Raw genomic sequence first — 20,937 nt, forward strand, 5'->3', positions numbered from 1 at the left:
TCAACATAAGAAATCAAACTTACAGAAAACTTTAATTGATTCAATTTACCTCTAAGGGTGAGATGTACTTGGTACTTTGTACATAGTACTTCGTTCATAAATTACCATTAAACCACAAACCCGATAGGGAAAATAAATAAAAAGATGCAAAGCTTCAGAACGGAAATCGAAAATCCCATTGTGGAAAAGGACATCCTTGAGTTGGAAAGAAAAATCAGGCTTTTCAGGGAAGGGAAAATAGATGAGGAAAAATTCCGTAGTCTCCGGCTAGCCCGAGGAGTTTATGGTCAAAGGCAGCCCGGGGTACAAATGATCAGAATCAAATTACCTTATGGAAAAGCTACGGGAGAACAGTTGAAGAGGATTTCAGATGTTTCTGACAAATACTCTACCGGAAGACTTCATATCACAACCCGGCAGGATATTCAGATCCATTATGTCAGTTTGGACGAGACACCGGCCCTTTGGGCAGAATTGGAAAAGAACGATGTGACCTTAAGGGAAGCTTGCGGAAATACGGTAAGGAATGTGACAGCTTCCGAAACTGCCGGTGTGGATCCCAAAGAGTCATTTGATGTCACCCCTTATGCTGATGCGGTTTTTAGATATTTTTTAAGAAATCCGGTTTGTCAGGAAATGGGGAGAAAATTCAAAATGGCTTTCTCTGCCTCAGAAGAGGATACTGCATTGGCTTATCTGCATGACTTGGGTTTTATTCCCCAAGTAAAAACAGAAAATGGAGAAGAAATAAGGGGATTTAAAATCCTATTGGGTGGAGGTTTGGGTTCACAGCCAAGACACGCTGATCTGATTACCGAATTTTTGCCAACAGATGAATTGATTCCTTTTATTGAAGGTGTGTTGAGGGTTTTTGACAGACATGGTGAACGTTCCAGAAGGCTTAAAGCCAGGATGAAGTTTCTGATCAATGAGTTAGGTCTTGAAACATTCCTCAATTTGGTCGAAGAAGAAAGAAAGGCTTTGCCTTATAAAAAATATCCCATTGACGCTCAAACCTATGAAGAATCCAAAGTGCTTCCCCAGCCTGAATTTCCCTTGCTGGAGGAGCCTTTGGATTTGACCTATGAGCAATGGAAACTGACCAATGTGATTCCTCAAAAACAATCCGGATTTGTTTCCATCGGGGTAAAAGTACATTTGGGTGATTTTTATACCGATCAGGCCAGACAATTGGCAGATTTGGTGAGCCAATATGCAGGAAATGAGGTACGCTTCACATTGAGACAAAATATCCTCATTCGGGATGTACAGGTTGGAGCTATACCATTTTTCTATCAGGAATTGAAGAGAATAGCTTTGGCAGATGCAGGCTATGATAGTTTCGCAGATATCACCGCCTGTCCAGGAACAGATACCTGTAATTTGGGTATTGCCAGCAGTACAGGTATTGCCAAGGAACTGGAAAAAGTCATTTTGGCAGAATATCCGAAGTACCTCAAAAACAAAGACCTGACCATCAAAATCTCCGGCTGCATGAATGCCTGCGGGCAGCATAATATGGCCCATATCGGATTTCAGGGGATGTCCATGAAAGTTGGGAAAACTGTATTTCCTGCACTTCAGGTACTATTGGGAGGTGGTACGCTTGGCAATGGCAATGGAAGATTTGCGGATAAAGTGATCAAAATCCCAAGTAAGAGAGGCCCCGAAGCATTAAGGATATTGATCAATGATTTTGAAAATTTTGGAGAAGGTGAAGAGTCTTTCTTGGATTATTACGACCGTAAAGGACAGATTTATTTCTATGATATCCTTAAAGTGCTAACCGAAACAGAAACCCTGACCGAGGAAGATCAGGTAGACTGGGGCAATGAGGATGCTTATAAAGTGGCAGTTGGGGTAGGCGAATGTGCCGGTGTGGTGATTGATTTGGTGGCTACCTTATTGTTGGAAGCCAGAGAAAAATTGGAGCTTTCTGAGGAAGCATTCAAAGAAAAAAGATGGTCAGACAGTATCTACCATACCTATGCAGGAATGGTCAATGCAGCAAAGGCCATCTTATTGAGTGAAGGCAAGAGCACCAATTCTTACGCAAATATCATCGCCCTCTTTGACGAAACATTTACAGAATCAGGTAAGATTGAATTGGGGAAAACCTTTGCCGAAATTACTTATCAGATCCAAAACAACGAGCCATCTGAGGCCTTTGCCTATCAATATTTTGAGGACGCGGCAAAAGTATTCCAAGCCATCAGCAATTATAGAGAAAAGGAGGTAACGGCATGATAGAGAAAATAAAACCAAAAGTTACCCTAGTGGGTGCAGGACCCGGTGACCCGGAATTGATTACTTTGAAGGCAGTTTTGGCATTGAACAAAGCAGATGTTGTTCTCTATGATGCACTGATTGACAAGTCACTACTCAAGCATGCACCTGCCCAAGCCATAAAAATATTTGTGGGTAAAAGAGTGGGAAAACACAGTTGCCCGCAGGATGAGACCAATAGGCTATGTGTGGAATATGCTTTGAAACATGGACATGTGGTGAGACTAAAGGGAGGAGATCCTTTTGTGTTTGGAAGAGGTGCCGAAGAGATAGATTATATAGAAACTTTTGGTATACCCACTGAAGTGGTGCCGGGTATCACCTCTGCCATCGCGGTACCGGGTTCTGTTGGGATTCCGGTAACCAAGCGTGGGGTTTCCGAAAGTTTCTGGGTAATCACTGCAACTACTACTCACAGTGAACTTTCAAGGGATATCGCCATTGCCGCCCAATCTACGGCCACTGTTGTCATCCTTATGGGAACCAAAAAGCTTCCTGAGATTGTAAAAGCTTATCGACAGGCCGGTAAATCTGATTTGCCTATAGCCATCATCCAAAATGGCACTACCAAAGAAGAACGATTTGTCGCAGGTACCATTCAGGATATCCAAGCCAAAGCCCAATCCTCCGGAATCACTGCCCCGGCCATCATCATCGCAGGTGAGGTTGTCAGGGAAAGTTATAGGTTGAAGGATATTTACCAGGAGGTTATAACTTTGGAAATAAGGTAGAAATATGCTTCGCAAAATATATTGAAATATAATCCCTGATATAATTTTGGAATAGGCATTCTTGAAATACAATTTCAATAGGTTATAAGAAAAATTAAGGAACCAAATGGCAAGAAATAGCTCAAAATATTTCAATGGTATTTCTATTTTATTTCAACTGTATTTTACTTAAATCTAAAACCTGCCTGCCGGCAGGCAGGTCTAAAATATGAATTCTCTCTACCCCATATTTCTCAAAGTGCATCAATTGAACATCCTTTTGGTCGGGGGTGGATTTGTGGGGACGGAGAAGCTTTCTTTTTTGTTGAAAAGCAGTCCCAAAGCCCAAGTGACAGCGGTTTCCAAGGAATTCAATGAGGAGTTTTTAAAATTGGCACATGACGCTCCCAACGTGACTTTGATTGAAGATGTGTATCATGAAAAGTACCTTGGCGCCAAACATATTGTCATTGCCGCCACTGATGATAAGGCTGTCAATAAGCAAATTCATGATGAGGCTAAGGAGCGCTATTTATTGGTCAATGTGGCTGACACTCCTGAACTCTGTGATTTTTATCTTGGTGGTATCGTGACCAAAGGCAATGTCAAAATTGCCATCAGTACCAACGGCAAATCCCCAACCACAGCCAAAAGACTCCGACAGCTTTTGGAGGAAGTTATTCCTGAAGATATCAATGAATTGGTGGAAAACATCAACAAATACAGGGAGACTTTAAAGGGAGATTTTGAATACAAGGTTGAAGCTTTGAATAAACTGACCGAAGGGCTCGTGGAGAAAAGCAAGGCTGAGTGATGAAATCGTCCCGTCATTCCTACGTCAGGAGGAATCTCCCGTGGTTCGAATCAAGTTCACAATTACCGTTTACCAGATTCTGTATAGAAGCTTCTCCCGGCAATTGGGATCAGCATGACGGATTCCTTATTTTTTTAAAAATTGAATTCAGAGCAATTTTAAATCATTTTCACACAATTAGTTCTGATTATGTGATTTTTTTCACATTTTTACAACAAATTATGTGATTATGTTTTTTGAAAGGGATTTGGAAGCCAAGTTATATGCTTGGAAAAACAGGAAAAGCAAAAAGCCTTTGATCATCAAAGGTGCAAGATAAGTAGGCAAAACTTCCTTGATCAAAAGCTTTGGCCAGAAGGCTTACGAGGATATAGCCTATTTCAACTTTGATGAGCAGACCGATCTCAAACAATTTTTTGAGGTTACAAAAGACCCGCAGCGTTTACTTCAAAACCTTTCATTGGTACACGGTCATGCTATTCAGCCTAATTCAACATTAATTGTGTTTGATGAAATTCAGGAATGCAAAGCTGCCTTGAATGCGCTGAAGTATTTTAATGAAAAGGCCCCGGAATATGATATCATCTGTGCAGGGTCATTGTTGGGAATTACGCTGGGGAATCAGGCTTCTTTCCCGGTGGGTAAAGTGGAATTTTTGGAAGCTTTTCCTTTGACATTTATGGAGTTTCTCCAAAAAGCCGATGCCAATTTATATGAATTTGTAAACACTGTGACTCCTACAAATCCCATACCTGACTTATTCTTCAATTCCCTCAAAGAAAAATTCAAAATGTATTTTATTTCAGGAGGTATGCCCGAGGCGGCAAAAATTCTACTGGAAGAATTTGACATAGAGCGAACGCAACAAGTTCTGAATGATATCCGTCAGGCTTATGAATTGGACTTTTCAAAACATACTGAATTAAAAGACATTCCTAAAATTGGATACACATGGGATTCCATTCCTTCACAGCTTTCCAGGGAAAACAAAAAATTTCTATATCAGGTGGTAAAGACAGGTGCCAGGGCAAGAGAATATGAAGATGCCCTTTTGTGGCTTATTCAAGCCGGGTTTGTCTACAAGGTTAGTAAAAACAATAAACCCAATTTGCCTTTGTCGGCTTATGATGACCTGTCCGCATTCAAAATATACATGTTGGATGTTGGTTTGCTGAGAAGAAAATCAGAACTCGACCCCATGGCATTCAAAGAGGGAAACAGATTATTCACAGAATTCAAAGGAGCATTTTCGGAAAACTACATATTGCAGGCTTTATTGCCACAATTGGATGTGATGCCAAGATATTGGACTTCCAATGGCAAAGCAGAAGTTGATTTTCTGATTCAGTACAAGAATGAAATCATCCCGATTGAAGTAAAATCAGATGAAAACATCAGAAGTAAAAGTTTGGCTTACTATTCTCAATCTTACGAACCTAAAATTAAGGTTCGATTTTCCCTTAGAAATTTAGAATTCAATAATGGGTTATTGAATATCCCATTGTTTCTAGCAGATAAGACCGTTGAATTTTTGAAATACATTTTTGAAAATAAGCTTTGAGGTTATATAAGGATGATGTCGTTTTCGTCTTTTCGCACAATTAGTTCCGATTATGTGATTTTTTACACGTTTTGATAACCAATTATGTGATTATCGGGATTTGGGAGAAAAAAAATATTAGCCACTCATTTACCTACTTTTAAAAATAATCATTAAAAAAAGCACCGGCTGAACCGATGCTTTTTTTAATCAAAATTCAACCTTACAATTTATTTTTCCTTTTAGGTCCTTTTTTCTCTTTGAATACCATTTCTTTCAGATTTTCCTCTTTTACATCTAATAACCTTGTGATATTGAAACCAATCAAGAACTGACCTTTTTCATAATTATTTCTATTGAAGACATTATTATACTGAGGTACAATCCATTGATAATTCCCAACAAAAACCTGAAAAGCGTGAAGTGGTGTAGCCAATTCCAAACCCAAGGAAACATTTGGATTGGGGTTATTGGTTGGATGCTGGGTAAGAGGTTGGTCATAGTTTCCGATGAAGGATAAAGCATCAGAAACTTTATATCTACCTAACAAGGTGAATGAAAAATGGTCATTTCGCATCAAGGCTTGTTTATCTCCCTCGGGGTCAATAAATGCTTCAACGGCATTGAAATGGCTAAAATTTAATGAACCTTGAACTGATACATCCCTGTTCAACTTTTTAGCCAACATAATCTGATGAAAATAGCTCCACCGGTCTGAGCCATAAGTGAAATTTTCAGAAGGCCTGGTATCTACAGCCATATTTACAAAATAGGTCAGACTCACAGGTTTAGGATTTGGACCTTGTTCTTTAAGAATGGCATATTTCGCATTGAAATCCCAAAGCAAATTGAATTTGGTGAAGCCAAAACCCACCATGAGGTTGTTTATTGGTGTATAAGCAAAACCTAATCTAATATTGGAAGGTGCATAAAGCCCCCAGAAGTCACTGTATCCATTGTTTACCGTCCCAAATCTGTGTAAAATATCAAACTGGAAAGTTTTCCTCAAAGGAACCAAGACAGTTTGGTTGTCAATCAACCAGGTACTTTCAAAAGTATTCCCCACTCTTTGTAAGGGACGACTATGAATGTAAAGGGTTTGAACCTCATCTTCCGGATTTTCTTTTTTCTTTTCTTCTGTTTCCTGAGCGTAAGCCCCTGAAATCAGGTAGGTCATAAACAGCAAGATTGTTGATGCTTTGATATATTTTAGCATGGGATTCATCTTTTTCATGGTAAAAATTTTCAATTATTTAAGGCTCCGTCAGTGATCCATCTTAACACTCTTCTATTGTAGTCTGCGTTAGGACCTGACAGTGGCATTGGTGTCGATCGATTACCCAACATCCATTGATATAATTCACTTGATTCCGGAGAACTTGTATTGATAAAGCCTCCATTTGTCAAAGCACTGTAAGCATTGGCAGGTCTCAAGTCGGGACTTACTGCACCGCTATGACATCCGGCATTATTGCAGCTCTGATTGAATATCGGAATAATATCCCCGCTAAATGACTGGGGGGGTACATCTGATATATCAATTTCAGGTGGGACGATCTGATCGTAGTAGCATGAATTCAGGACCAGAATAAATATGAGCAAGGTCGAGAAAATCACAAGTATATTTTTTAATTCCATGGCTCTTTAGATTAATTTGTGTTTTTTGATACTTTTAAAATTTGAGGGAGAATTGATAATGGTTGAATTCCATAAAACTACCCTTAGTCTTTCTCCCCCAGATGTTATCTGCATCCTGGATACAATGCTTTAGTTCAACACGCCTTGTGTAAAGATCACATTGTTGCTCTCTGTATGGCAGGTTATACACTTGGTAGATTCAATGCTTCCTGAACCGGGATGCGCCCCACTTCTCAACCAATCATTTGTGAATCTTGGCATAACTGCCTGCTTTACCCAATAAGTATCCAATGCTGGAACAGTGCCCCATTCTACATTAGAGATGCTTGAAACTTGCTTGGCTTGGAGATCTGCATTATCAGCATTAGAAATTTCATAGGGTAAAGAAATATCATGTGTTTCAGATCCCGCTCCGGAATCGTGCATGGCAAAGCTGATGGTAAATTTACCTCCATTGGGAAGTGTGGAAAGGTTGGCATCCTTAGCTGAACCTGTAGAAAGTTTTCTCTTTAGAATTACTGTCCACTCATTTCTGTCCGCATTGAAATCCCTTTCCGAGGTAATATCATGTTGATCAGAATTATAAATAAAACCAACACTACGGGTAACCATGGCCTTTTTACCAGATGCAACCCATTCTTGGTGAACCTGATCAAGTTTTGTAATTGCAGCTGCTTCAGTTGATATACCGGTTTCGGTTGCCCAATAGTTTTTCCAAGCAGTAAAATCCGCACTTGTTTCATCCCTCAAATGAGCGGGCAAATGAGCTACCATCCCTGTGGCCAACCACGCCAAATACCCTAAATCTATGGCATTGACCTTTTCAATAGGATCAAAAGTCCGATCTTGATAGACTACCAATAAACTGATGTTATTTGAGACATCTTTAATCTGTGGAATATCAATATGGGAGTCAATCATGGTAGTATTAGATCTATTTGGGAGAAAAAACCCGGGCACAACAAAACCTCCTGGCATAGACTTTCCTTTATTAAAAACAAATCGTGGCAATCCATCTTCCAGTACAGGATGGCCTGAACCTATGATTGCTGACTGATTTTCCCTTAATCTATCTCCACCTGAGCGTAAAAATTTTGTTGGCATCGTTCCCAAATCATCTCTTATCCTGGATACATTATCAACGGCCACATCTTCAGCATATCCCATAGGACCACTTCGTGCTGCTCTATAATGCCAATGGTCCAAAACGTCATTAGTCAGTAAATTGTGATCCTCCATTCCTGTATGGCAGGTAATGCCACAACCCATTCTTGCATAACCCTGAATTCCACCTTCATGCTTGTCAATCATAAAGGTAATCCTATCTTCCTGTAGTCTTTGAGCAGAAGGAAAACGGTCAAATTTAGTTCCGTCATGTTGGAGAATATCATGGAACTGCATGGGATAATTTTTGCCAACATTGGCCATACCCTCAGGATAAAGTTTTTCCTGAGTTTTCCAGACAAACTTAATTGCCACTTCCGTGGCGTCATAAGCTACCTGAACACGAACTTGCTTGTCCAAAGGCTCCAAAGTGGAGGGGACATCTGGATTGGAGGGGTTCAAGGTGTCTTCATGCGTACAACTTGCAATGAAACCTAAACTTCCAAATGTAATTAACAGTACCAACCATACTGGTCTACTGCTTTTTGTTAAAAACCTCATAAGTCAATATTTTTTAGAATTGGTTGAATAGTTCATGGATTTATAATAATGGTCAAGGTATAGAATAAGCTATAAAAGAGAGTTGACCATAAACACCTTAAGAGATGACTTTTATCATAATTGAAAGCTGATAGTTTTTTTCTATTCCTTAGTTTATCTATCTTTAACTTAACCTAGAATTAAGATTAATTTTGTCGCCGAATGATCTCACTCATATTCCAACAAGTTCTGAAATCAAAAACTTGAACAGAAAAACCTTTTCCGATGGAAAAAAATACAGTCATTATATATTCTACAGTCGATGGGCAAACATTGAAAATTTGCGGGTATCTGTCAAAAATTTTAAATGAAAAGGATAGAGAAACACACCTATTTCATATAGATTTTTTCAGTGGAGAGCTAGAGGAATATGGGAAAATAATTATTGCCTCTAGTATCCGATATGGCAAGCACAATGAAAAAATCATCAAGTTTATAGAAGAAAATCACGAAATTCTGAATAGTAAAAAAGCCGCCTTTATCTCCGTCAATTTGGTAGCGAGAAAACCAGAAAAAAATAATGAAATTACCAATCCATATGTAAGTAAGTTTTTGGGAGGTATTTTCTGGAAACCTTCCTTAGTAGGAGTTTTTGCCGGGATGCTGGATTATTCCAAATATAATTTTTTGGATAAGCTAATGATCAGATTGATTATGGTCATTACCAAAGGCCCAATATTTCCGAAATCAGCCATAGAATATACGGATTGGAAAAGGGTAGATGCGTTTGCTGGGGATTTTTTGAAGCTTTGATTTAATAATGGTAATATCGAAAAAAAATGGTGATCAAGGTAGAAAGCCAACAACCTAGAAATTGATTATAGATGAATTTTTTGGTTCAATCCTCCCCCTTTCCTAAATTGAGGCTGATTCAATCCAATCTTAAATATATGAAAAATCACCTATCGTTTTTGGTCGTCTTTTTCCTGATTTTTTCACTCCGTACCAATGCACAAAATTACCCCGATTTCAAAAAACTTGATGCCTATTTTGAGCAGATGGTCAAAGATTGGGATGTTCCGGGGGCAAGTATTGGAATTGTAAAGGATGGTCAGCTTGTATTTACAGGGAATTACGGCACTAAGGAAGTTGGTAAAAGTGAAAAGCCGGATTCCAATACCCTATATGCCATTGCTTCCAATTCTAAAGCGTTTACATCGGCCATTATCGGTATGCTTGTTCAGGAAGGTAAGTTGGGTTGGAATGATAAAGTGAAAGATTATCTGCCTTATTTCTCCCTATATGACGATCCATGGATCAGTGGCAATGTGACTATTCGGGATCTGTTGAGCCACAGGGTTGGTTTGGGGACATTCAGTGGGGATGTCATCTGGTACAAATCCGAAGCAGATGCAGCTGAATTGATCAAGCGTGCAGGTAAAGTACCGCAGGCTTATGATTTCAGGTCGGGCTATGGATACTCCAATCTGATGTATATCACAGCGGGTGAAGTAATCAGAAAAGTGACCGGAAAAAGTTGGGGGGAGAATGTTCAGGAAAGAATCTTGGAGCATTTGGGAATGGACCGGTCGATTACCACTGCCAAAGACTTAATGAAGAAAAGCAACTATACCACTGCCCACGGAAGAGAGGAAGGTAAGAATTTCCCGATTGCCTTTGAGGATTGGGAGACCATCGGGGCTACGGGAGGAATAATTTCTTCAGTCAATGATGTAGCCAAGTGGATGATATTCAACCTGAACCATGGAATTCATGGGCAAGACACCTTGCTGAAAAGGCAGACCCGAAATTTAGTCTGGACCATGCACAATGTCAATGTCGTAGACCATACTTCCAAAAATGACTTGGGAAGGCATTTCAGTGGTTATGGACTGGGATGGAACATTGGGGATTTTCACGGTAACTTTATGGTAGGACATACAGGGGGCTATGATGGGATGATTACGGCTGTTACTTTAATCCCTGACCAAAAGCTGGGAGTCGTTGTCCTGACCAATGGACACAAAAGCCCCATTATGGCAGCAACCTATTATGCTTTGGATCAGATGTTGGGAACAGGAGAAAAAAATTGGTCAACTGATTTGCTTAAAAGGGTCAATGAAAACGAACTTAAGGATACTAGAATTGCGGACATTAAGGCAAGGCGAATTCCCAATACTAAACCTTCGCTCACTCTTTCAGCATATGCAGGAACTTACGATTCTGAAATCTATGGAAAAATTGAGGTAAAGCAGGAGGGAGATAAGTTACGATTGCTATTCTCAAATTCCCCTAGACTGAATGCCAGTTTAAGGCATTGGCATCATGATACCTTTGAAATTATCTGGGATGAAAAACATGCTTGGTTCAACTTCGGTACGCTAAAATTTAATATGGACAACAACATGAAAGTTATCAGCATGGATTTCGAAGTGCCGAATGATGATATATTCTTTGAGGAATTGAAACCGAAGAAGGTTAGATAATCCCACAAAGACACAAAGGCACAAAGAATATTTTAATAACCTCAAAACAATCCCCAAATCATGAACAAGAAAAAAACGCCATTTTCCAGAAGAGATTTTGTTAAAGCTTCACTACTAAGCGGTGCAGGATTTATGATTGTGCCGAGACATGTTTTGGGAGGACCAGGATTTGTTGCCCCAAGCGATAAAGTAAACCTTGGGATTATCGGGGCAGGAGGAAAGGGAAAACAAAATGTACAGGCATTTTTAAAGTTGGATGATGTAAATATTTCTGCCATTGCCGATCCGGCATACTATTGGAACTTGGCTGATTTTTACTATCGCTCAGAAGCGGGAAGAGGACCTACAGCAGAACTGATTGAAGACTTTTATGAAGGAAAAGGAGATAGAAAACGTCTTGCCCAATACGATGATTTTAGAAAAATGATGGAGGAATCCAAAGATCTGGATGCCATTGTTTGTTCTACGCCAGACCATACCCATGCTTACATTACCTTGATGGCCTTGAAAATGGGCAAACATGTGTATTGTGAAAAACCCTTAACCCACAATATCTGGGAAGCCAGGGAAGTGGCCAAAGTGACCAAGGAAACCGGTTTGATTACTCAAATGGGAAATTCAGGTCATGCAGCAGATGGCATCAGGGAAACAGTGGAATACCTCAGGGCCGGGGTTATAGGAGAAGTCAAGGAATGCCATGCTTGGGTGCCTGCCGGGAGGTGGCTTCCCGGATTGAAGGGACTTCCAAAAGGAGAAAGTACCATGCCGATTGGATTTGATTGGGATCAATGGATTGGTCCCAGGGAAATGGTCCCCTTCCATCAGGATTATGTTCCGGTGACATGGCGGGATTTCTGGGATTATGGCTGCGGTGCTTTGGGAGATTTTGGTTGTCATGATTTGGATGCTGTGACATGGGCTTTTGACTTAGAAAGCCCGGATACGGTACAGGTATTTCCGGCAGGTTATGCTGATAATAAAATTGCTCCTTATGGCGAAATCGGCTATTTCAATTTTTCTGCAAAGGGCAAGCAAAAAGCCATGAAGATCAACTGGTACTCAGGAGGTTTGAAACCTGATCTGCATCCATCACTTCCAAAGGGATTTGTTTATCCCAGCCGTGCTTCGATGTTTGTGGGCACCAAAGGGGTGATTTTCAATGATGGGGGAAACAGAAAACCACAGGTTTTTCCTGAATCTTTGAGAAACAATATCAAAGCCCCCGAACCATACCTTAAACGATCACCGGGGCATTTCAAAGAGTGGATTGATGCCATCAAAAGCAATGACCAAGCCTCTTCCAATTTTGAATATGGATCCAGGTTGACGGAGATCACTTTATTGGGAGTTTTGTCTCTGCGTTTGGGCGGAAAACTGATTGAATGGGATTATGACAATATGAAAGCCCAAGGGATTTCTGAAGCTGATCAATACATCCAAGAGCCTGTCAGAAAGGGGTGGGAGATGTAAAGGAAGGTATTTTTTTACCTTTTATAGTGAGTTGAAATTCAGGATTTGTATTTATTTTTTTTGATTAAACAATGTTTATAATTAAATTAGTACAAATAAATATTGGATTATCAAAAGATTAAAATCATGAATTATCTGAATAAAATTTGGCTTTTATTTTTTTTAACCATTGGGGTTTTTTCATGTGACAACATAGAAGCACCTATAAGTCCTGATGATTCTTCAAACGAGGTTTTTATTGAGGGAGATGGTGGGACAAAAGGAATGGAAGTGCTCAGCAACGATGGTTTTGTTGTTTTTAATACCAATAGGTTTTCGATTTTGGATCAAGATGGTGGACTGCTGAAGCAGATTCCCGCTACCAACCATATTTTTGCCAACCTTACTGCCGATGGTTCCCATTTATTTTCGACTGGAAGATCTAGTAGTGAAAATATCATTGGCCTGTCTGCATATGATATCAACGGGGATTTATTGTGGGATAAGTTTATAACTTTTACTGATGGGGATGTGGAAATTCCGTTTGTCAGAGTGATAGATGACCAATTGATTTTGGCATTTATTTCAAAAAATAAAGAAGGTGAAAATCAAAACCACAGAACCATCAATATTGAGGTTTTTTCTAAGGATGGGTCGACGGTTGAAACTTCAAAAATCATATTTGATGCTGAGCATGATTTTTTCACATATAATCTCTTGATAGAAAGTAAGGAAAATTTTCTGGTCCAAGGCTCTCGGGTAATTTCGGATTCCCAATCGGATGAAGGTGATATTCAAGTTTACAGATTTATAAATGGTGAGTTGGTTTGGTATAAGGCAGCAGGTCCCCAAGGTTTTTCGGTTGTCAACAAAGTGATCAAAAGTCCTACGGGAGGCTATCTTTTCGTAGGATCCAAACAAATAGCTGCTTGGGCCTTTGAGTTGGATGTTGATGGAAACACTTTATGGGATTTAGATCATAGAGATGGTACTAACAAATTTTGGTTTTTTGATGCATTATATACGGACAATTCTATTCACTTTTGCGGATTGACCAATGCAACTCCGGGGCAATTAGATGCGGGTATGCTATTTACTACAGGATTGGCAGGAAGTGGTGGTGTTGAGAAGATTTTTGGAGGAGATAACTTGTACAGACTCTTTGCTATTGCCAATAGGCAACCTGATGAACTGGTTTTTGCAGGTGATAGGTCTTTTCTGCAAGGCAACAGGTTCGATTCATGGATAATGTTTACGGATGGGAGTGGTGAAAAATAGTCGGGATTGGGTTGTTTTTTTATAGTTATCTTTTGTTTTTCCTTATCAGGATTGAAATTCAATTTATTTATTAGTTAAGATAAAAATCAATGATTTGTTAATGATCAATTAGAAAAAATAAGCAAGTATGTTATTTGTGAATAACGATAAATGTTATATTTGTTATTCATAAATAACATAATGGATAAAATCAGACTTCAATCTCAAGTAAAAGTCCAGAATGTATCATTGGATTTCCAAAGATATCTACTTGGTAAGATCAATTGGAATGATAGGTTGATTGCTATCAAAGGAGCAAGAGGTGCCGGAAAAACCACGATTCTGCTTCAACATTTAAAAAAAAACCTTCCTCAGGATGGTTCAGCCATTTATGTGGCAATGGATGATTTGATTTTTTCAGACACAAAATTGTATGAATTGGCTGAGGAGTTCTCTTTATTGGGTGGGAGTCACCTTCTGTTGGATGAAGTTCATAAATATCCCAACTGGTCAAGAGAAATCAAGTTAATCTATGATAATTTCCCTAAGATGAATGTAGTCTTTACTTCATCATCCATTTTGGAGATTTATGGGGGAGAGTCAGATTTAAGTAGAAGGGCAATTTCCTATGATTTAAAAGAAATGTCACTCAGGGAGTATCTTGAATTGGAGCATGGCATAAAATTACCTATAGTTAGTCTTGAGGATATTTTACAACATAATAATGAAATTGCCACTGGAATCAATCAAATGATTAAACCTGTTGCCATTTTTCATGAATATGTTAAATGGGGAGCTTATCCGTATTCCAGAGAAAATAAAGAAAGTTATAATTCGAGGTTGAGAAATACAGTTCAAGTGATTATTGATGTAGACCTTCATGCGATTGAAAATCTGGACTATGAAATCCTTTACAAAATCAAAAAACTGATTAAAATGATCGCCTCCTCTGTCCCTTTTACACCAAACATTTCAGAGCTAAGTCAAAAAATCGGTTTATCAAGACCGAGTATTTTAAAAGCATTGGATCTTTTAGAGAAGGCTAGAATTGTCCTTTCGTTGCAGAAAAGGAATTCAGGAATAGGTGTTCTTACCAAACCGGACAAAGTGTTTTTAAATAATACTAATTTACTTTATGCATTCGCAGAAGAGAATACAGAAATAGGTACAATTAGAGAGACATTTTTTGCAAATCAATTACAGGGATTATTTTCCCTGAATCTTGCAGAAAAAGGTGATTTTTTGGTAAATGATTATTTGGTATTTGAAATCGGGGGGAAGAATAAAACAACCAAACAAATAAAATCGATACAGAATGCTTTTGTGGTAAGAGATGATATTGAATACGGAGTAGGCAATATTATCCCTCTTTGGCTTTTTGGATTTCTCTATTGAAAAAATCTGTCAGGTTAAATCCATAAATCCCCTACATTAAATTGCTTTATTGTTGATCAAGGTTCTGATTTGTTCGGTCATATTTTCATTGAAACCTTCCCTCATTTTCGGAACTTATGGCTATATAAATCAATTTTGGGTGGGTCATTAAAAGAGCCCTTTGAAATAAACTGGTTGCCTATCAACCGTGTCGAATCTAAAAACTCACCAGTACCTGCATCTGAAATAACAACTTTTGAATTTTCAGAAAAGCCATTGAAACTGCCATTGATTTCGTACTTATGTATATTTTGTTCGTAGCTTGAAAAAAATAGAATAATGCTCGAAATGACTAAGTATGATGTTCTATTCATTGAAGAGATGTTTAGATAATTGTCGATGGAATTAGTTGTTTTATAAAAAATAATGGGACAAATGCCGATTTGGATGTTTGGGCTGTTGTATTAAAGAAAGGGAACCTAATCGTTCCCTTTCTTCACGGTTTCCTGAATTGATTTTTGGAGTTCCATCATCTTTTCCTGATGCTCCATTTGCCATTCTTGCATCTTTTGTTGGAATTCCTGCATTTTCACTTCATTCTCTTTTTGCCAGACTTCCATTTTCTTTTGGAACTCTTCTATTTTTGGTTGGTTTTCATCCTGCCAAGCTTTCATTTTCTCTTGGAATTCCTGCATTTTGGGTTCATTGGCTTTTTGCCATTCCTGAATTTTGATCTGGTATTCCTCTATTTTGGGCTGGAAGTTATTTTGAAATTCCTGCTGCCATTCCTCCATTTTCAATCGGTATTCCTGCATTTTGGGTTCATTGGCTTTTTCCCATTCTCTCATTTTATCCTGAAACTCCTTCATTTTGGGCTCCATTTTGCTGTGGAATTCCTTTTGTGCTTCAGCCCATTTTTCCATTTCTACTTGGTATTTTTCTTTCCATTTCCTGATTTCCTCTTTGGACATTTTACTGGTATCATTTCTGAAGAAATTTTGGTCAAAGGAGAAATTGAATAAACCCGCATCAAACATTGGGAGGTCGGCGTTTGGAATATTTTTAAAAAAATCCGCATCAGGTACCATCTGTTCAAACATTTTCTCTTCAAATTCCCAAGTTGGAATGCTATCAAAATCCATTAGTGGAACAAGAGGTGCACCAATTTTTATCTGGGGCATATTGCTGAAGAAACTGAAATCCATGTCTTTGAAAACCATTCCCATTTCTTTCCAAGGGGTATCACTTTCATTCAGGATTTTATCCAATGCTTCCATTTCTTTGGGGCTAGGTGGCCTTTCGATGGTGGTATCCACTTCAATTATATATTCCTTTTTTACCGGAACGGTATCCTGATTCCATATTTGGAATCCATTTTCCCAATTGCCTTCAATGGTTTTGGATGTAATGCTTGTGGTCATCAAATCTTCCCAGGATTCGACAGTTTTCTTGTCACTGGCGCCGACCAATAAGGTTGCACCAATCAATAATGTAATCATCATGGTTATGCTGGTTAAAGTAGTTGGTTGAGTAGGGGAGGTTTTGACTCCCATAATTCTTTTGATTCTATCTAATGTTGGATTTTTTGTCTTGGCTGAGGCCAAAGCCATTTCAGGAATTGGTTTATTGGAGTGATTTAGGACATTTGCGAGTCCATGGGCAAGGTCTTTTGCCGAAATCCCCATCTTCTGGATTGCCATATCATCGCACGAGTTTTCTCTTAATTCCCTGGCTGTTTTATTGATCCACCAGAATACAGGATGAAAGAAGAATACAACTTCGAGGAATGACTGTAGTAAATTGATCAAATAGTCATAGCGTTTGATATGGGCAAGTTCATGGGCCAAAATTGCCTCAAGTTGTGCAGGAGATAAATGAAAAAACAGACTTGCTGGAATCAATATTACTGGCTTCCATATTCCATAGGTTATTGGCATGTCCAAATGAACTGTTTTCAGTAGTTTTATCGGTTTTTTCAAATTGAGCAATTCCATTTGCTTTTGAAAAATTTCCATCCATTTGGGATTAACCATTTCATGGTTTTTGATACTGATATTTCTTAAATCTGCCAAAGAGGCCCCAAATCTTATCAAAAAAAGCATTGCCCCCAAAATCCAAAATTGAACCATGTATGGTATCCAAGATTCAATGCTTTTGGTAAGCAATTGCCAAACGGAATATTGGTCATTATTTGAAGTATTCAAAGAGACTCCTTGGCTTAAGAAATGATCCATTTCAGTTTGATTGAAAGCAAATTCTTTAGCAGATGGTCCGTTCTGTACATGGTAGAAAAATGTTCCAATGGCCAAACTGGTAACCAAAAACAAAGCACCGATACTCAACCTGTATTTTAATGCAGCTGATTTCTGATTGAAAAACCTGAGGACCAGCCACAGAATCAATCCTATACCTGCAATCTGCCAAAGGGCATGGATGATCATCCAACCTAAGGCAAAGAGGTAATTTTCCGGAATCATTGTTTCTAAAAGTTCCATTATTGCTCTTTTTCTAATTGGTCGAGAAATGCACGAATTTCATCTAGTTCTTCCTTAGAAGGATTACCCTGTCCCAAAGCCTGCATCACCAGATTTTTGGCTGATCCTCCAAATGCTGTACTGACAAAATTGCTCAATAGACTTTTCTGGGTTACCTGTTCATCCACAGCCGGGAAATAGATATGGGTTCTGTTTTGCTCGTCTCTTTTGAGCAAACCTTTGGCATGCATGATCTGCATCTGCTTCAATGTGGTAGTATAGCCGGTGTCTTTTGATTCGGCCAGTTTCTCATGGATTTCCCTGACAGTTGCCTTTTTTATCGGCCATAAAATCGACAGGATTTCCAGTTCGGATTCCGTTGGTTTAGCTTGCATATCGGATAATACGATTTGTTTCGTACAAAGTTATACGAAGATTGTCGTATTGCAAATTATTCTACGATTTTTTTCGTATAATTGATTTTTACTGATTAAAATTTCACAATTCAAAAGCTTCATTTATTCATAAAAAATAATTCAACTGATATATTTTGAAAGAAATATAAATATTTGCTTCAATTTTTCAATTTTTCAATTTTTCAATTTTTCAATTTTTAATATTATCTTGGTTTCTAATATTTAAGTTTATAAAAAGTGAAAAGATTTTTAAAGATAGGATGGCTGCTCAGTTTGGTTTTATTGACCACATGTATTGACAAATTTCCTTTCACTTCAGATCTTCCTCCAAGAATTCTCAATATCGAGGGTTACCTTACGACTTCTCCCAAAGCCCATCAGATTCGCCTTTCCAGGGCAGATATATTCGGCCCGGAATTCAACGGTCTCAATAGACCTGAGCAATTGGCTACGGTAATGATCAAAGATGATTTGGGGAATGTTGAGTCCCTTAATGAAGTTTCTCCGGGGATTTATCTGACCAACGATAATTTTGCCGCACAAGTAGGAAGGTCTTACAATCTTGAAGTGATTTTATTTGATGGGAAAAGATTTATTTCAAGACCGGAATTAGCAGCTCCTGTACCGGAAATTGATTCTGTTACCTTTCAATCTGTCAGGACTCCTTCACTTGACAGGATGAACGATGAAATCGGTGTACAGGTAATCGCCCACTTTCAGGACCCTGCGGATGAACAGAATTTTTATTTCTGGAATATTCTACCTAGTGATTATCAATTGATTGGTGAACCCGAACTCAATCTTAATGGACCAAACCACCCTACTTGTCCAAAATGTCCAAATCCCTTGGACTGCTGTAAAGTTTGTTATGTCAAAGAAGTGCCAAGACCACTCAACATTTTTGTAGCCGAAGATGATGAATTCAACGGGATCTATCAAAGAAGGGTAATTGCCTACCTGCGCGATAACGGAATCCGGTTCAAAGGAATTTTCAGGCTTGATATGCAACACATGTCAATTTCGCAGGATGCTTATAGACATCTGAGGTTAATTGATCAACATTTGCGTCTCAACGGTAGTGTTTTTGACTTACCTCCTGCCAATATCAGAGGAAACATGCTGAATGTGGAAGACCAAGAAGATCAGGTATTGGGATATTTCTTTGTAGCTGATGAAAGACCGATCAGGATTTATATTGATGAAAGCAAGCTGGAATATGTACTAAGACCCCGAACCCTGATTCCTACAACTTGTCTGGCATTCAGAGGTTCAGGAATGACTACCAATCCTCCTGCCGATTGGAATCCTCAATGATACTTTGATTACTTTCCATTTTAAAATGAAGAATTTATTTAAATGTTGTTTTTTAGTATTTACCATGCTCCTAATGGGCGCATGTGAAGAAGTAGAAGATCCTTCTTTTAGTATACTCACTGAGGAGATTGTGAATGTTAGCGGTGAAAGGGCCATCGTTTTGGGGAGATTGATTGCTTTTGAGAACATTCCCTTTCAAGACCATGGCTTTTATTTTTCAAGAAACGAAAGTTTCGATCAACCCATTATTCTTTCATTAGGAGAGACATCCAGACCAGGCCGTTTTCTTGGAGAAGTTGATGGGTTGGAACTGGGTGTGGGATATTTTGTAAAGGCTTTTGGGAACAAAGACGGAGAGGTGATTTTTGGAAATACACTTTCTTTTCAAACCCTGAATCCCGCTTTGCAGAGATTCGCACCCATGACTCAATTCCCTGGAGAAGAGATCAGTATTTTTGGAATTAACTTTGGCGATGATACCGAGGTTTTTTTTGATGGGCAAAAAGCACAGGTGGTTGAGGTAGCTTTTGGTTTTCAAATAAGAGTAAGGGTGCCACCAATGTTGGGGAATCCTACTGTAGAACTCAAAATCATAACCAGGGGTATTGAACTGATTGCGGCAGAGCCTTTCAACTATGCCACAGGTGTTTATGAAAATTTAGGTGTTGTCATAGAGGACTTTGTATTAATCGATAATATTTTTTTCCAGCAGGGGAATAGATTTTTTGCAGGCTTGGGAAGAGATATAGCAAACCGCCCTTCCAATCATATTTGGGAATATTCTCCGGGTCAAAGCGCTTGGCAAAGAACATCCTTTGTGGGAGACACCCAAAGAAAAGCTACAAACTCCCGGACGGGTTACTTTGGTGGAGGTGTGCAGGAACCACAATTGGGAGGGGATGCCCTGAATGACAATTTTTGGTTTTTTGATGGAAATAGTTTCAATGCTATTCCAAGTCCCCCAATCTCTATAGTGGACGGATTAGGGTTTATGGCTCAGGGCAGATTTTATATTGCAGGCGGTACTTTTGGAATAGGGTCACAAGTTTACCGTTATGACCCAGCAACATCAATGTGGCAGTTAAGACCTAACCTTCCTTATAATGTGGATAAAAGTATGGTCCATTTTGTCCACAATGATCTATTGTATATTATCAATAAAGACAAAGCGCTTTTGCGCTATAATCTTGAAACCGCTCAGTCGACCCTCATTTCGGAATATCCCGGACCATTTATAGAAAACTTCTCAGATACAGGTGGACTCAGTGTAGTAGTTGGGGACAAAGTGTTTATCGGCCTTTATGACAATAATGAGGACATGTGGGAATTGGACATGAATACCTTGATCTGGTCTAGGAAAAACAGGTTTTCAGGACCCAACAGGGGAAGGATTGCTGCTTTTTTTGAACATGAAGGGATTCTATATTTCTTAAGGTATTTCAGCATTAATCCAAGAATGGAATTCTGGAAATTTGATCCAAATGGGTTTTAAAAAGTCATGGACTCTTCTATTTCTTTGCATCGGATAAAGTGCT

The 20,937-nt window shown here is 38.8% G+C and carries 17 protein-coding genes and 1 pseudogene; 12 read left to right on the forward strand and 6 right to left on the reverse strand.

The genetic code is table 11. The features are described 5' to 3' along the window. Positions 1-144 precede the first annotated feature (144 nt). The 5 genes and pseudogenes from HMJ38_RS02740 to HMJ38_RS25625 all read left to right on the forward strand — a co-directional run bounded on the left by HMJ38_RS02740 (position 145) and on the right by HMJ38_RS25625 (position 5,371). Positions 145-2,247, forward strand: a complete 2,103-nt coding sequence (locus HMJ38_RS02740) for a HEPN domain-containing protein (protein ID WP_194972851.1) — start codon at positions 145-147, stop codon at positions 2,245-2,247. Beyond that, complete coding sequence (gene cobA / locus HMJ38_RS02745; protein WP_194972852.1) at positions 2,244-3,017, forward strand: uroporphyrinogen-III C-methyltransferase; 774 nt, start codon at positions 2,244-2,246, stop codon at positions 3,015-3,017. Before HMJ38_RS02740 ends, cobA begins: the two co-directional genes overlap by 4 nt. 208 nt (positions 3,018-3,225) lie before the next feature. Next, positions 3,226-3,810, forward strand: coding sequence for a precorrin-2 dehydrogenase/sirohydrochlorin ferrochelatase family protein (locus HMJ38_RS02750; protein ID WP_194972853.1), 585 nt, complete (start codon positions 3,226-3,228; stop codon positions 3,808-3,810). Between the two features lie 331 nt (positions 3,811-4,141). After that, positions 4,142-4,489: pseudogene (locus HMJ38_RS25620) on the forward strand (AAA family ATPase); the annotation flags it as partial. After that, on the forward strand, positions 4,481-5,371 hold the full coding sequence (locus tag HMJ38_RS25625) for an ATP-binding protein (protein ID WP_394355051.1): 891 nt from the start codon (positions 4,481-4,483) through the stop codon (positions 5,369-5,371). The pseudogene HMJ38_RS25620 and the gene HMJ38_RS25625, both read left to right, overlap by 9 nt. A gap of 202 nt (positions 5,372-5,573) precedes the next feature. On the opposite strand, the gene HMJ38_RS02760 is transcribed toward HMJ38_RS25625, so the two are convergent. From HMJ38_RS02760 to HMJ38_RS02770, 3 genes are all read right to left on the reverse strand, one after another. Further along, the gene (locus HMJ38_RS02760; RefSeq protein ID WP_194972854.1) at positions 5,574-6,584 is read right to left on the reverse strand and encodes a DUF5777 family beta-barrel protein; all 1,011 of its coding nucleotides are present in this window, start codon (positions 6,582-6,584) and stop codon (positions 5,574-5,576) included. 11 nt (positions 6,585-6,595) lie between these two features. Further along, entirely contained in the window at positions 6,596-6,988 is a 393-nt protein-coding gene (locus HMJ38_RS02765; RefSeq protein ID WP_194972855.1) for a hypothetical protein, read from the reverse strand. A 129-nt stretch (positions 6,989-7,117) separates the two neighbouring features. After that, positions 7,118-8,653, reverse strand: coding sequence for an ethylbenzene dehydrogenase-related protein (locus HMJ38_RS02770; protein WP_194972856.1), 1,536 nt, complete (start codon positions 8,651-8,653; stop codon positions 7,118-7,120). Between the two features lie 264 nt (positions 8,654-8,917). Between HMJ38_RS02770 and hemG the strand changes: the two genes are divergently transcribed. The 5 genes from hemG to HMJ38_RS02795 all read left to right on the forward strand — a co-directional run bounded on the left by hemG (position 8,918) and on the right by HMJ38_RS02795 (position 15,219). Next, positions 8,918-9,445 carry a menaquinone-dependent protoporphyrinogen IX dehydrogenase gene (gene hemG, locus HMJ38_RS02775; protein WP_194972857.1) on the forward strand — a complete coding sequence of 176 codons (528 nt, stop codon included), beginning with the start codon at positions 8,918-8,920 and terminating at the stop codon, positions 9,443-9,445. Positions 9,446-9,582: 137 nt separating this feature from the next. Beyond that, the gene (locus tag HMJ38_RS02780; protein WP_194972858.1) at positions 9,583-11,118 is read left to right on the forward strand and encodes a serine hydrolase; all 1,536 of its coding nucleotides are present in this window, start codon (positions 9,583-9,585) and stop codon (positions 11,116-11,118) included. 60 nt (positions 11,119-11,178) lie between these two features. Then, the gene (locus HMJ38_RS02785; protein WP_194972859.1) at positions 11,179-12,588 is read left to right on the forward strand and encodes a Gfo/Idh/MocA family protein; all 1,410 of its coding nucleotides are present in this window, start codon (positions 11,179-11,181) and stop codon (positions 12,586-12,588) included. 126 nt (positions 12,589-12,714) lie between these two features. Next, positions 12,715-13,845 carry a hypothetical protein gene (locus HMJ38_RS02790; protein WP_194972860.1) on the forward strand — a complete coding sequence of 377 codons (1,131 nt, stop codon included), beginning with the start codon at positions 12,715-12,717 and terminating at the stop codon, positions 13,843-13,845. 180 nt (positions 13,846-14,025) lie between these two features. Beyond that, entirely contained in the window at positions 14,026-15,219 is a 1,194-nt protein-coding gene (locus HMJ38_RS02795; protein ID WP_194972861.1) for an ATP-binding protein, read from the forward strand. 101 nt (positions 15,220-15,320) lie between these two features. Here HMJ38_RS02795 and HMJ38_RS02800 read toward each other — a convergent pair whose 3' ends face one another. The 3 genes from HMJ38_RS02800 to HMJ38_RS02810 all read right to left on the reverse strand — a co-directional run bounded on the left by HMJ38_RS02800 (position 15,321) and on the right by HMJ38_RS02810 (position 18,067). After that, a complete protein-coding gene (locus HMJ38_RS02800; RefSeq protein WP_194972862.1) occupies positions 15,321-15,572 on the reverse strand; it encodes a hypothetical protein in 252 nt (83 codons plus the stop codon). A gap of 105 nt (positions 15,573-15,677) precedes the next feature. Beyond that, a complete protein-coding gene (locus tag HMJ38_RS02805) occupies positions 15,678-17,693 on the reverse strand; it encodes a M56 family metallopeptidase (RefSeq protein WP_194972863.1) in 2,016 nt (671 codons plus the stop codon). Further along, positions 17,693-18,067 (reverse strand): BlaI/MecI/CopY family transcriptional regulator, encoded by a 375-nt coding sequence (locus HMJ38_RS02810; RefSeq protein ID WP_194972864.1) that lies wholly within the window; start codon positions 18,065-18,067, stop codon positions 17,693-17,695. The genes HMJ38_RS02805 and HMJ38_RS02810 overlap by 1 nt, the downstream gene beginning before the upstream one ends. A 258-nt stretch (positions 18,068-18,325) precedes the next feature. Here HMJ38_RS02810 and HMJ38_RS02815 point away from each other — a divergent pair, with 258 nt between their 5' ends. Beyond that, a complete protein-coding gene (locus HMJ38_RS02815; protein ID WP_317174485.1) occupies positions 18,326-19,402 on the forward strand; it encodes a DUF4249 domain-containing protein in 1,077 nt (358 codons plus the stop codon). A 25-nt stretch (positions 19,403-19,427) separates the two neighbouring features. Beyond that, entirely contained in the window at positions 19,428-20,894 is a 1,467-nt protein-coding gene (locus tag HMJ38_RS02820) for a Kelch repeat-containing protein (protein WP_194972865.1), read from the forward strand. Positions 20,895-20,937 lie beyond the last annotated feature (43 nt).

It is taken from the genome of Aquiflexum lacus (assembly GCF_015476655.1).
Lineage (GTDB): Bacteria > Bacteroidota > Bacteroidia > Cytophagales > Cyclobacteriaceae > Aquiflexum > Aquiflexum lacus.

Excerpts from the sequence above, each read along its gene's own strand:
- HMJ38_RS02740 (WP_194972851.1), top strand. The coding sequence starts at position 145 with ATGCAAAGCTTCAGAACGGAAATCGAAAATCCCATTGTGGAAAAGGAC.
- cobA (WP_194972852.1), top strand. The coding sequence starts at position 2,244 with ATGATAGAGAAAATAAAACCAAAAGTTACCCTAGTGGGTGCAGGACCC.
- HMJ38_RS02750 (WP_194972853.1), top strand. The coding sequence starts at position 3,226 with ATGAATTCTCTCTACCCCATATTTCTCAAAGTGCATCAATTGAACATC.
- HMJ38_RS02760 (WP_194972854.1), bottom strand. The coding sequence starts at position 6,584 with ATGAAAAAGATGAATCCCATGCTAAAATATATCAAAGCATCAACAATC.
- HMJ38_RS02765 (WP_194972855.1), bottom strand. The coding sequence starts at position 6,988 with ATGGAATTAAAAAATATACTTGTGATTTTCTCGACCTTGCTCATATTT.
- HMJ38_RS02770 (WP_194972856.1), bottom strand. The coding sequence starts at position 8,653 with ATGAGGTTTTTAACAAAAAGCAGTAGACCAGTATGGTTGGTACTGTTA.
- hemG (WP_194972857.1), top strand. The coding sequence starts at position 8,918 with ATGGAAAAAAATACAGTCATTATATATTCTACAGTCGATGGGCAAACA.
- HMJ38_RS02780 (WP_194972858.1), top strand. The coding sequence starts at position 9,583 with ATGAAAAATCACCTATCGTTTTTGGTCGTCTTTTTCCTGATTTTTTCA.
- HMJ38_RS02785 (WP_194972859.1), top strand. The coding sequence starts at position 11,179 with ATGAACAAGAAAAAAACGCCATTTTCCAGAAGAGATTTTGTTAAAGCT.
- HMJ38_RS02790 (WP_194972860.1), top strand. The coding sequence starts at position 12,715 with ATGAATTATCTGAATAAAATTTGGCTTTTATTTTTTTTAACCATTGGG.
- HMJ38_RS02795 (WP_194972861.1), top strand. The coding sequence starts at position 14,026 with ATGGATAAAATCAGACTTCAATCTCAAGTAAAAGTCCAGAATGTATCA.
- HMJ38_RS02800 (WP_194972862.1), bottom strand. The coding sequence starts at position 15,572 with ATGAATAGAACATCATACTTAGTCATTTCGAGCATTATTCTATTTTTT.
- HMJ38_RS02805 (WP_194972863.1), bottom strand. The coding sequence starts at position 17,693 with ATGGAACTTTTAGAAACAATGATTCCGGAAAATTACCTCTTTGCCTTA.
- HMJ38_RS02810 (WP_194972864.1), bottom strand. The coding sequence starts at position 18,067 with ATGCAAGCTAAACCAACGGAATCCGAACTGGAAATCCTGTCGATTTTA.
- HMJ38_RS02820 (WP_194972865.1), top strand. The coding sequence starts at position 19,428 with ATGAAGAATTTATTTAAATGTTGTTTTTTAGTATTTACCATGCTCCTA.